The sequence below is a fragment of the Amycolatopsis sp. NPDC031561 genome, from assembly GCF_055580625.1.
Genome location: NZ_JBVILA010000011.1, coordinates 221773 through 233618 on the forward strand (window position 1 = coordinate 221773; position 11846 = coordinate 233618).

At 70.0% G+C, this 11846-nt stretch carries 10 protein-coding genes; 4 read left to right on the top strand and 6 right to left on the bottom strand.

Translation table 11 applies throughout. The features are described from left to right. Nucleotides 1–8: 8 nt before the first annotated feature. The 3 genes from ACZ5IK_RS23215 to ACZ5IK_RS23225 are packed head-to-tail and all read right to left on the bottom strand — an operon-like array spanning nucleotide 9 to nucleotide 2489. The gene (locus tag ACZ5IK_RS23215; protein ID WP_465489549.1) at nucleotides 9–785 is read right to left on the bottom strand and encodes a LysM peptidoglycan-binding domain-containing protein; all 777 of its coding nucleotides are present in this window, start codon (nucleotides 783–785) and stop codon (nucleotides 9–11) included. A gap of 59 nt (nucleotides 786–844) precedes the next feature. Next, nucleotides 845–1630, bottom strand: a complete 786-nt coding sequence (locus ACZ5IK_RS23220; protein ID WP_465489550.1) for an aminotransferase class IV family protein — start codon at nucleotides 1628–1630, stop codon at nucleotides 845–847. Between the two features lies 1 nt (nucleotide 1631). Further along, nucleotides 1632–2489: a peptidylprolyl isomerase gene (locus ACZ5IK_RS23225; protein WP_465489551.1), complete on the bottom strand. Its 858-nt coding sequence runs from the start codon at nucleotides 2487–2489 to the stop codon at nucleotides 1632–1634. Between the two features lie 156 nt (nucleotides 2490–2645). Here ACZ5IK_RS23225 and ACZ5IK_RS23230 point away from each other — a divergent pair, with 156 nt between their 5' ends. Both ACZ5IK_RS23230 and ACZ5IK_RS23235 read left to right on the top strand, forming a co-directional pair. Then, nucleotides 2646–3254, top strand: a complete 609-nt coding sequence (locus ACZ5IK_RS23230) for an MBL fold metallo-hydrolase (protein WP_465489552.1) — start codon at nucleotides 2646–2648, stop codon at nucleotides 3252–3254. Continuing rightward, nucleotides 3254–3910: a hypothetical protein gene (locus ACZ5IK_RS23235; RefSeq protein ID WP_101607372.1), complete on the top strand. Its 657-nt coding sequence runs from the start codon at nucleotides 3254–3256 to the stop codon at nucleotides 3908–3910. Before ACZ5IK_RS23230 ends, ACZ5IK_RS23235 begins: the two co-directional genes overlap by 1 nt. Nucleotides 3911–4034: 124 nt before the next feature. On the opposite strand, the gene ACZ5IK_RS23240 is transcribed toward ACZ5IK_RS23235, so the two are convergent. After that, on the bottom strand, nucleotides 4035–5456 hold the full coding sequence (locus ACZ5IK_RS23240; RefSeq protein WP_465489553.1) for a YibE/F family protein: 1422 nt from the start codon (nucleotides 5454–5456) through the stop codon (nucleotides 4035–4037). 41 nt (nucleotides 5457–5497) lie between these two features. Then, entirely contained in the window at nucleotides 5498–6475 is a 978-nt protein-coding gene (locus tag ACZ5IK_RS23245; protein ID WP_410600863.1) for a GlxA family transcriptional regulator, read from the bottom strand. Nucleotides 6476–6574: 99 nt separating this feature from the next. On the opposite strand from ACZ5IK_RS23245, the gene ACZ5IK_RS23250 reads away from it, so the two are divergent. After that, a complete protein-coding gene (locus tag ACZ5IK_RS23250; protein WP_465489554.1) occupies nucleotides 6575–7285 on the top strand; it encodes a DJ-1/PfpI family protein in 711 nt (236 codons plus the stop codon). Between the two features lie 86 nt (nucleotides 7286–7371). Further along, nucleotides 7372–10338: an AfsR/SARP family transcriptional regulator gene (locus tag ACZ5IK_RS23255; protein WP_465489555.1), complete on the top strand. Its 2967-nt coding sequence runs from the start codon at nucleotides 7372–7374 to the stop codon at nucleotides 10336–10338. 172 nt (nucleotides 10339–10510) lie between these two features. Here ACZ5IK_RS23255 and ACZ5IK_RS23260 read toward each other — a convergent pair whose 3' ends face one another. Further along, nucleotides 10511–11623, bottom strand: coding sequence for an erythromycin esterase family protein (locus ACZ5IK_RS23260; protein ID WP_465489556.1), 1113 nt, complete (start codon nucleotides 11621–11623; stop codon nucleotides 10511–10513). Nucleotides 11624–11846 lie beyond the last annotated feature (223 nt).

Consider the following 11846-nt stretch of genomic DNA (forward strand, 5'->3'; position numbering starts at 1 on the left):
CCCCGCATTTAGTCCTCTAGATGCGCCCTTCGGACTTCCGGCATGTCGATGATCACCGGTTTCGGCAGGGGCGCGGTCATCACGGTGACGTTCACGCGCGCGTCCGCCGGGACGGCCGCGATCAGCTGGGTGTCGGCCATGCTCAGGAAGAAGTACGAGTGCCCATCGGGAGCATCCGGCAGCGGCATCCAGTCCCGGATCGGACGGGTCTCCTCCAGCCGGGGTTCGGTGGGCAGGTCGAGCGTTCCGGTACTGGGCGGGAAGACGAGCGGCTCCGGCTCGGGAGGCGACGGCGTGCGCCGCAGCCGCGAGCGCCGCAGCCTGAGCCCGCCGAGCAAGCCCAGCAGTACGCCCCCGATCCCGGTCGCCAGCGACGCCACGAGGCTCCCCGACGTCGCCGACGCGGCCGGGGTGACGGCCTGCGCCGGCCGGGGCGGGGGAGCGGCCGGCGCGGTGGGCAGCGGACCGTCGATCGCGCCGTGGGCGTCGGCGGGGAGTTGCAGGACCTGCCCCGGCTGGATCGAGGCCGGGTTGGTGAACGCGGTGCCGTCCGGCCGGATCCTGCCTTCGTTGAGCCGGAAGATCTCCTGATAGCGGGCACCCGCGCCGAGGGTCTGCTCCGCGATCCGGAACAGCGTGTTCTCGTCCGGGCTCGCCGAGAACGGGACCACGAAGTACTTCACGACCGCGCCGGACGGCGGTTCCTGCGCGTGCGCAAGACCGCCCATCGAGCCGCTGAACAGCACGGCGAGGACGAAACTGGTGCGAACCCGGTGAGCGGCCAAGGGTCCTCCCTTTCCGGACGGCTACTCACTACACGTGCCGTCGCGGAGGAAGGTTCGAGTTAGATTTCGTCCCAGGGGTTGCTCTCGTAGGCCTCGGTCAGGATCCGGCCGGTCTCGGGCGCGAACGGCAGGACGACGTCGTCCACCGACGCCACCGGCCAGCCGACCGACTCCGAGTTGGTCAGGAACATCGCGTCGAATCCCGGCAGATCGGCCGGACGGACCTCGCGGATCTCCTGTGGGATCCCGGTGAGCGTCAAGCCGCGCCGTACCAACTGCTGGGTGATCCCGTCGAGCACCGGCGCCTGCGGCCAGACCACCGTGCCGCCGTCGAGGAAACCGACGTTCCAGATCGACGCCTCGCTGACCCTGCCCAGCTGGTCGACGAACAACGCGTCGTCGTAACCGGCCATCATCGCCTCACGCGTGTGGTGGACCAGGCCGAACGTGCCGACGTGCTTGACCTCGGGCAGCACCCGTTCGTAGCGCACGGATCGCAGGCGCAGCGGCGTCAGCTCGTGCTCTTTCGGCGGCCCGGTCCGGACGAGGACATCCGGGGCCGCGGGGGCGCCGGGATCGGACCAGTCCATCGCGCGGGAGAAGATCAGCACCCGCACGGACAGCGCGTCCTCGCCCCGAACGGCCTGCCGGACGTATCCGCGCACCGCGTCGGTGTCGAGTCCGGTGGCGAACATGCGCCGGGTGCTCGTCGCGAGCCGGTGCAAGTGGCCGTCGAGGCCGCGGACCTTGCCGTCGCGGACCTGCATCGCGGTGAAATGACCGTAACCGAACGCGCCCACCAGGTCTTCCGACCTGGCGGGCGCGCCGTTGAGCTCCAGCTTCACGTCAGGGGCTGACCGTGACGCCGGTGAACTTGACCTCGGTGTTGGGCGGGCCGGTGCCGTCGCCGCCGCCGGCCTGGGCGTTGGCACCCGCCTTGGCGACCTTGTCGAGCACCTTCAGGCCCTCGTCGGTGATGCTGCCGAAGACCGAGTACTCCGCGGGCAGTTCGGCTTCGCCGTAGACCATGAAGAACTGGCTGCCGCCGGAGTTCGGCTGCTGCGTCTTCGCCATCGCGAGGATGCCGCGGCCGTACTTGATCTCGGGGAACGCCTCGTCCGGCATCGTGTAGCCCGGGCCGCCCATGCCGCTGGCCTCGGGGTCACCGCACTGCAGCATCTGCAGGCCGGTGGTGCCGAGCCGGTGGCACTTGGTGTCGTTGAAGTAGCCCTGCTGCGAGAGGCTGATGAAGCTCTGCACGGCACACGGGGCGAGCGCCCGGTCCAGGCTCAGCGGGACGTCGCCCGCGGTGCTCTTCAGCACGACGTTGACGGTCCCGTTCGAAGAGACGCCCTTGCCTTCCGGCTTGTTCACCTTCTTCGAGGCCTGCTTGGTGGCGTCGTCCTTGTAGTCGCAGGCCACCGGGTTCGCCAGCGGCGTCGCCCGCTTGGGCAGCGGCGCGCGTTCCGTGGGGATGGTGACCTCGGGGGTCGGAGGAGCCGAGCTCGGGGAAGCGTCGGAGGCGGCGTCGTCACCACTGTTACTGCTGACGATCCACCAAACCGCGCCCGCCACGATCGCGACGACGCCGACGACCGCCACCGAGCCGACGATCTTGCGTCGCTTGGCCTTTTCGGCCCGATGCACGATCTGTCGCTCGAGCTTGCGCTTCGCGGCTTCGCGGCGCTGCTGGTTGGTCGGCACCCGCCCTCCCGGTTTCCACTCGATGTCACACGTCTGAGGTAGCGGAAGTCTATGGGCACAGCCTGTGAGACCCCCGTACAGGGGCCGCTAGGCTTACTTGATCGTGATCAGGGCCATCCTGTCACCTGTTCGGCGGAAGATCTGAGGAGGCGTTTCGTGCTGGTTGTCGGTTTTCCGGCAGGCCCCCTCGAAGCCAACTGCTATCTGCTCGCCGCGGACGGCGGCGGGGAGTGCGTGATCGTCGATCCCGGTGAGGACGTCGTCGAGCCGCTCGAGGCCGCGCTCTCCGAACACGGCTTGACGCCGGTCGCGATGCTCGCCACCCACGGCCACCCGGACCACGTCGCCTCGGCGGCCGTGATCGGCGCGCGCCACGGGATACCTCTTCATCTGGACGAGGCGGACCGGCCACTCCTGGTCTCGGACGCCGGGGAATGGAAGGACGGGATCGTGCCACTCGTCGATGGCCCGCTCAGGCTGGCCGGGCTGGAGATCTCGGTGTCCCGCACACCGGGGCACACCGCCGGTTCGGTGATCTTCGGGCTGACCTCCGCCGAGGGCGGCCGGATCGTGCTCACCGGGGACAGCCTGTTCGCCGGTTCGATCGGCCGGTCCTCCGGCGACGGCGGTGAACTCGTGCGCTCCCTCGGTGTCAAGGTGATGACGCTGCCCGACGACACCGTCGTCCTGCCGGGACACGGCCCGGCCACCACGATCGGCCAGGAACGCGCGGGCAACCCGTTCCTGGCGGGGACGGGCGTGTGATGGCCGAGCCGACCGGCACGCCGGAGACCCCCGAGCGGCTGCCGCTGTTCCACGACGATCCCAAGCTCCGCCGCAGGCGTGGCTGCTCCGGTATCGCGGGCGTCGTGATCTTCGCGGCCGCGTTCGGCGGGATCGCCGGGCTGATCGGCGGTGAGATCGCCGGGCTCGTCGTCGCCGCGGTGATCGCGCTGCCGCTGCTCTACGTCATGTTCTACAACCTGCGGCGCCGCGTCTGGCTCGAAGGTGAAACGCTCATCGTGCGGACCTGGGGCTTCCGGCGGATCGATCTGACCGCGGCCGAGCGCATCGACCTGGTGATCAGCGACGTGCGCGGCACCCGGACGGTCAGCCTGCTGGTCAACGCGGGCAAACGCCGCAAGGTGGCGAAGGTCGACTTGGCCGTCTACTCGGGCGCGGGCGGCCGGGAACTCGGCATCCTGCAACTGCGCAAGCTGGCCAACGCGCTGCTGAACAACACCGAGGCGAACGGCCTGGTGTTCTCGGAACTGCTGGTGGCACAGCTTAAATCGGAGGCGCGCGGGGACGCGGCGGCGGAACGGCCGCTGTACCGGCTGGCTTCGGCGGCGCCCGCAGGGAAGTACATCCAGCGGTTCACGATGGAGGCGGTCAGCCGGTTCGTGGCGACGCTGGACTGAGTCACGGAGTCCTGCCGCATGTCATGAAAGGGGCTTTCAGGACGAAATTTGTCCTGAAAGCCCCTTTCATGACACTTCTCCCAGGCGGATCCCCCACGACAGCGGTCCTTGGGGAAGCCTGTGACTACAGGGACTCTTGAGGCTCCCGCGAGGCGATCAGCGCGGCCAGCACGGTCGTGACCGGCACCGCCGCGACGATGCCGACGCTCCCGGCCAGCGTCCGCACGATCTCCTGCGCGATGTTCTCCGCGCCGAGGATCGAACCGAGGCCGACACCCGAAAGCGACGTGTACAGCAGCACCGGCAACGCCGCGCCCGCGTACGCCATCACGAGGGTGTTGACCGCCGAACCGACGTGGTCACGCCCGATCCGCAGGCCCGCGCCGTAGAGCTCACGCCAGCCGAGCGACGGGTTCGCCCGCCGCAGCTCCCACACGGCGCTCGTCTGCGTCACCGTGACGTCGTCCAGGACACCGAGCGCGCCGATCACGACACCGGCCAGCAACAGCCCTCGCGCGTCGATCCCGTGCCCGAGTGAGCCGATCAGCTGCGAGGTGCTGTCGTCCAGCCCGGTCAGCGACGCCGCGGCCGAGAAGATCGCCGAAAGGACGCCGATCAGGACCAGGCTCACCAGGGTGCCCAGTACCGCCACCGAGGTTCTCGCGGACAGCCCGTGGGTCAGGTACAGCGCGATGAACATGATCGCGCCCGCGCCCGCGATCGCCACCAGCAGCGGGCTTTCCCCGGCGAGGATCGACGGCAGCACGAACAGCGCGAGGATCAGGAAGCTCAGCCCGAGCGCGATCAGCGCGGCGAGACCCTGCCAGCGGCCCAGCACGATCACCGCGAGCGCGAACAGTGCGGCGAGCAGCAGCAACGGCATCCCGCGCTGGAAGTCGACGATCTGGAACGACGCGGGGTCCGCGACGTCGCCGCCGTTGTAGGACAGCACCACCTTGTCGCCCGCGGCGAACCGAGGCGTGCTCGGCTCGATCGGAAGGGTCAGCTTCAGTGGCTTTCCGACGCCGGGACCGTCGGTCATCGTCAGTGCGCTGGTGAGGCACGGTTTCGCGTCCGGCGGCGGCTCGCCGACCTGGACCTGGCCTTCGGCGAGGCACGGCCCGGTGATCGTCGTGGAGATCGTGGCGTTCACCGGAGTTCCCTGGGGGAACACGCTTTTGGCCGGATCCTTGCCCCACGGGTAGAGCAGGACCATCCCGGCGACGGTCGCGACGGCGAGCGGGATCAGGAGCCACATCAACAGCTTCCGGACGCGGTGCGACGCGGGCGCCGCCGGTCCGTGGCCGTGCGAATGCCCGTGACCGGCCGGTTTCGGCTCGGGCTTCGGTTCGGGTTCGGGCTCGGCGGCGCGACGTCTGCCCGGTTCGGCCTGGCGCGGCCGCTGAGCGGGGGGACGCGCGCGCCTGGTGCCCTCGGGCGGGGTCCGGCGCGGCGAACGGGACGTTCCGGGCGAGCGATCGGACGGGCTGTCCGTAACCCGGCGAATCGGGCCGGTGTCGTCGTCGGAGATGTCGCGGCGGTTCACCCGCACATCCTCCACAGCCGCGATCGCGGCCCGCATTCGGCCTAGCCGAAGGACTGCCTCAGATGGACTCGGCGATAGGCGGACGGCGGTGTGTCGAAGTGGTCGAGGAAAGCTTGGCGAAGGGTCTCGGTCGAGCCGAAACCGCATCGCCGCGCGATCGAGGTCAGCGGGAGTTCGGTGCCGCACAACAGTTTCGCCGCGTTCTCGGTCCTCGCCGCCCGGACGTACCTGCTGGGCGTGGTGCTCAGGTGCGCGTCGAACAGCCTGGTCAGCTGCCGGGTGCTGATGCCCGCCCGTTCGGCGAGCACGGTGGTGCCGAGATCGCCGGCGAGATGTTCGGCGACGTACGCGGTGATGTCGCGGACCAGCCGGTTCTCCGGCGGCGGACCGGACAGGAACATGCTCACCTGCGCCTGGTTGCCCGGCCGCTGCAGGTAGGTGACCAGCATGCGGGCGGTCTCCCTGGCGAGACTGGGGCCGTGATCCTCCTCGACGAACGCGAGGGTGAGGTCGATACCGCTGGTGACGCCTGCCGCCGTGTAGACGTTGCCGTCGCGCACGTACAGCGGCACCGGGTCCACGTTCACCTGCGGGTAGTTCGTCGCGAGCCGGTTCGCGAACCGCCAGTGGGTGGTCGCGCGGCGACCGTTGAGCAGCCCGCACGCGGCGAGCACGGTGGCGCCGGTGCACACCGAGGCGACGCGGCGGCTGTGCTGCGCGAGCCTGCGGATGTGGGAGACGATCCTCGGGTCCGCGGCGGCGGTCTCGTGCCCGGTGCCGCCCGCGACGATCAGCGTGTCCAGTTCGCCGGTCACCTGGTCGAGCCGATGCTGTGCCTGCAAGGTCAACCCGGATTCGCAGCGGATGCCGCGGCCGTCGACGCTGGCGAGCATGATCTCGTACCCGGGTTTCCCGCCGAGTTTGGACGCGACGTCCAGCACGTCCGCCGGACCGGCGATGTCGAGCATCTCGGCATTGCTGTAGCCGACGATCAACACTCGTCTGGGTGAACCCGGCATGATCGAACGCTAGCAGTACCGCCCGGCCGTCGGACGTAGTTCGCAGGAATCCGGACATCCGGCTCACCGCGGCCGCCGACCTGCGACACCGTTGTCCCCATGACAGAGGACAAGAAGACCATCGCGTTCGTGGTGTACCCGGGGATGACCCCGCTCGACATGGTCGGGCCGCTGACCGTGCTGGACGGCATGGCGAGCACGGCGCAGGAGTACCGGACGGTCGTGGTCGGCGCGACGAAGGAGCCGATCACCACCGACAACCCGCTGAGGCTCGCGGCGAGTCACACCTTCGACGAGGTCCCGTCGCCGTACGCGCTGCTCGTGCCCGGCGGCGCCGAACCGACGCTGAAGGCACTCGCCGACGAGCAGCTGATCGAGTACCTGCGGCACGCCGGGGCGAACGCGGAACTCGTGACGTCGGTGTGCACGGGGTCGCTCCTGCTGGGGCAGGCCGGTCTGCTGAAGGGCCGCCGGGCCGCGACGCACTGGATGTTCCGCGAACTGCTGCGCGCGTTCGGGGCGGAGCCCGTCGCCGAGCGCTGGGTCGAGGACGGGAACGTGATCACCGCCGCCGGGGTGTCGGCGGGGATCGACCTCGCGCTGCACCTGGTCGAGAGGCTCGTCGGCGCCGAGATCGCGCGGACGATCCAGTTCGTCATCGAGTACGACCCGAAGCCGCCGCAGGGCCCGCTCGACTGGTCGAAGCGGCCGTACGGGGACCTCAAGCCGCTGCTGGACCACTCGGTGAACGAGGCGCTCGACGATGAGCCCGCGTTGCGGGACCGGCTGCTCGCTCACACCGGCGGGTAAGGGGGACGGCCATCCGGGTGAGAAGCGGTAACCCTGGGGCGGTGCCGGGTTAGATTCTGCTCATCCGTCCAGGTGATAGGTGGTTCGTGGAGTTCAAGGTGCTCGGCCCGCTCCGGGCCTCGGTCCCGTTGCCGTCGGCGGCGCAGCCCCGCCGGGTGCTCGCGGTGCTTTTGGCCAGGCCGGACGAGTTCGTCCACCGGGACACCCTCGTGGACGAGCTCTGGCCCGAGGGACCGCCGTCGAGCGCCGCCGCGGTCGTGCAGATGGCGGTTTCCAAGCTCCGCAAGGCGTTGTCGCCCGGCTTGCCGGTGGACGACGCCCGGCAGCGGCTGTGGTCCGGCAGGGGTGGCTACCGGCTCGCGGTGTCGGAAGGGGAACTGGACGCCACCGGCTTCTCCGCGCTGACCGCGGCCGCCGCGACGGCGACCGGCGCCGAGCGCAGGGCACTGCTCGAACGGGCGCTGGACTTGTGGCGCGGCCGGGCGTTCGCCGACGTCCCGGCCGGCCCGCTCGTGGAGGCACACGTCCTGTGGCTGGAGGACCAGCGGTTTTCGGCACTGGGAAAGCTCGTCGAGCTGGAGCTCGCGGCCGGTGACCACAAGGCGGTCGCCGACCGGCTGGGCCCCGAACTGGCTGCCCGGCCGGGCGACGAACGCCTCGCCGGGTGGCTGGCCGAGGCGCTCCACGGGCTTGGGCGGCGGGACTCCGCGCTGGCCGTCCTCGACCGATGCCGTCACGCGCTTTGGGAACACGCCGGGATCTCACCGGGGGAGGACCTGCTCGAGGTCCACCGCCGCATCGCCGGAACCGGCTGGTCGGCGGGCGGCTCGCCGTGCCGTCTTCCGCCCGCGACGCCGGATTTCACCGGCAGGGCCGGGGAACTGACGGAGGTGGGACGTGCGCTGAGAGGTCCCGCGCCCGTCGTGCTGCACGGCGCGGCGGGAGCGGGAAAGAGCGCGCTGGCCGTCCAGGCCGCTTGGCGAGTACGCAAGCGGTTCCCGGACGGTCAGCTCGTCGCCGACCTGCGTGAACCCGGTGACGTACTCGCCGGATTCCTCCGCGCGCTCGGCTTCGCGGAATCGGAACTCCCCGCCGACCGGGCCGGGCTGATCTCGTTGTGGCGGAGCCATACCGCGGACAAGCGGCTGCTGGTGATCCTGGAGAACTGCCGGTCCGAGGCCGAGGTGCGGCCCTTGCTGCCGAACGGCCCCGGCTGCGCGACGATCGTCACGACGCGGCGACGGCTGGCCGGGCTCGTCGGCGCCAAACCGGTCGAGGTCGGCCCGCTGTCCGCCGCGGATTCGCTGACGCTGCTCGGCGCGATCGCCGGGGAGGACCGGCTGTCCGCGGAAACCGACGCCGTCCGCCGGGTGCTGGCCTGCTGCGACGGGCTCGCGCTGGCTGTCCGGGCCGCCGGGGTGAAGCTGCTGCAACGGCCGAGACTGCGCATCGCGGAGTTCGCGACGCGCCTGGAGAACGAGCGGCTGCGGCTCAACGAACTGGCCGCCGGTGACCTCGCCGTCCGCCCGGTGCTCGCCGACGCCCTCGCCGAGCTTTCGCCGCGGCAACGAAATTCCCTGCGATTACTCGGTTTCCCGGGTGCCGCCGACATCGCCGACTGGTTCGCGACGGCCCTGCTGGGCTGTTCGCCCGGCGAGGCGGCCGAACTGCTCGACGAACTGGTGGACGATCACCTGCTCCACGCCGAGCAGGATCGGTCCGGCTTCCTCCGGTACCGGCTGCCCGGACTGGTCCGTCTCGCGCTCCGCGAACCCCCGGCGCCCGGTGCTCTCAAACGCGCGCTGACGGTCACGGCGGCTTTGGCCGAACACGCTTCCGCCGCGCTCGATGCCGAGTACCCGCCCGCTCGCCGGGCGGATGTCCCGGCGGCGGTTTCGGATCGCGTCGCCGCCGATCCGGTCGGCTGGCGCGCAAGGGAAACCGCGAACCTCGCGCTCGCCGTCCGGACCGCGAAGAACCACGGTTGGACCGAGTTGACCGCGCGGCTGGCCGAGGCCTACAGCGACCTCGTCGGTCCCAGGAACGGCGGTTCGCCGGCGCTTCTCGGGTTCGACATCGTGCGCGATCGCGTCGATCTCCCGGCGGAGGCGGAGAAACTGCTGAAGCTCGGCCACTCCCACGCCGATTCGGGGGATTTGGCGCGGGCGAGGACGTGTTTCGCGTTGGCAGAGGGTCGATTCCGCTCTTCGGGCGATCAACGGGGGACCGGTGCCGCGCTCGTGGCGCTCGCCGACGTCGACGCGGACTCCGGCCGGACCCGCTCGGCGGTCGAGGCGCTGCGGGAGGCGCTGGACCTGTTGCGGGACTGCGGTGATCTCGCCGGTCAGGCGATGGCGTCGGCCCAGTTCGGCTCGCTCTGGGACGACCTCGGCGACTTCCGGCGGGCGACGGAATGCTTCGACGCGAGCCTGCTGCTTTCACTCCATTGCGAGGACGGGCAGCAGCACGACAGATCCGCCAAGCGGTACGCCGACGTCCTGCGACGGCACGGCCGTGTGGACGAGGCCGGCGAACTGCTGACGAGCGCTCTGATCGGCACCCGGAGTTCGCGTGAACGCCACTGGGAAGCGCATGTCCTCCGCAGCCTCGGCGATCTCCACGCGAGAGCGGGCGACCCGGGGGAGAGCGAACGATGCCTTTCGCGGTCACTGGAGCTGTTCGAGTACGTCGGGCACCGGCACGCCGCCGCGTACACGCATCGGAGTTTCGGCGAATCCCTGCGCCTTGCGGGTGAGCACGTCCGGGCCGCGGAGCATCTGGGACTCGCCATGAGCACGTTCCGTGAGCTCGGTGACCGCCGGGGCGGCGGATACGCCTTGCTCAGCTTCGGGCGTCTCCGCGCGGACGAAGGTGTCGCGACCGAAGCGGCCGAGGGGCTCCGCACAGCGGCGGGGCTGTTCCGCGAGCTGGGATTCCCGGTGTGGGAATTGCGCGCGCTCAAGGACCTTTCCGCTGTCGACAGTGACGGACGGCAGCGGGATCGTGCTCGTGAAGCTTTGACGAAGATCGGATTCGGAGCGGGTCCTGGCTAGTCCCTCGGGGGATCGCGGGCGGCGGCGTTTGGCGAAGTTATGGGGACGGTGTGTTGACTCATGCTCAGTTGAGCGAACTTCGCGCCGTCCCGGAATCGTGGGACTGGGGGTGACGGCGCGTGCTCGTGGCCGGGTGACGCCTTCCGAGGGCAGGAGGCGTCACCCGGTTCGACTAGGCGACTACGTGCAGGATCACCTCCGCGTCGTCGAGGATCGCTTGGTCGAGCGGGAAGTAGCCCTGCCGCGGAACGGGATCGGTCCGGACGCGGGCGGACGGGATCTCGGAGGCGGGGAGCAGACCCCAGGCCGTGGTGACGTGCTTCTGCAGGAACCCTTCGTAGGTATCGGCCTCGGGCTCCTGAAGCGCGATGGCGTCGCTTCGGCCGAGGCTCGTCGCGATGAACGTGTAGCGATCGCCGAGCAGCGGTGCCACCAGCGCGCCCGCGGGGAACCAGTGGGTCTCCGTCCCCGCCACCCGCATCGTGTTCGCCTGGCGCCGCAGGTGGAGATTGTGGGCGAAGACCAGCGTCCGGCCGCGATCGGCTTCGGCGGCCCGGATGTCCAGCAGATTTCGCGCCATGATGGCGTCCCTGATGGCGCTCAGGGGTGTGTAGCGCTCTTGCGGCTCCAGAGGTTCGGCGCATTGCCGGTGGTAGCGCAGCAGGTCGATGCCCGCCATGAGGTGGATCTCCGCCCTGGCCCACGCTTCCGTGACCGGCTTGCGGGATCGGAGCGCGGCGAGCAGCTCGGCCGCGATCGCGCGGAGCCGGTAGGCGTCGGCCGTGGCACCGACGGAGGAAGCCGCGTCGAGGACCGCCTCCGTGCGGCCCCAACGTTCGTCGTCACCGGCCGGGCCGGCGATGTCCACGTCGAGACCCAGGAAGTCGCGGGCGTATTCGAGATAGCGCCGAGGGCTGGGCGCGGAGGTGTTCTCGGTCTGGGTGTCGAAGCCGTGGAACGAAAGGCGCTCCCCGGGTGGGCGGTTCTCGTTGTACTCGCGCATCCACGCGATCAGCCGCCGGTTCGCGTCCAGGGCGCCGAAGGTGTGCGTGAAGCCTTCGCTCATCGCGATGTCGAGGGTGCCCGTGCCGTCCCGGACGAAGTCGTTCGCGACGAGCGCGGCCACACGATCGGTTTCGAGGGCGATCGAGCGGAAGCCGCGATCGACCAGCTGGGCGAACAGCTCGTTGCGGATCTCCGCGAAGACCGGGGTCGCGTGCGTTGGTTCGCCCAGGCCGAGCAGGTCGCACGAGGGGGTCACGAAGTCTCGGATGTCTTGACTCATGAGGTTCAAGCGTATCGTTGATACACCGGTTGAAGCTTTGAGTAAGGTGGCCTGGGGTGGGGGTGCGGAAGTTTCAAAGCGGTGTCAGGGGTGTGCCGGGTCTCGTGAGTGGTAAGGACGGTTCTAACCGTCTGTCTGAGTTCAGGACATGTCGGACAGTTGGTGTTTCAGGACCTCACGGACACTGACCGGCCTGTCGGTGTGGTGACCAGGGCTTGTGTGG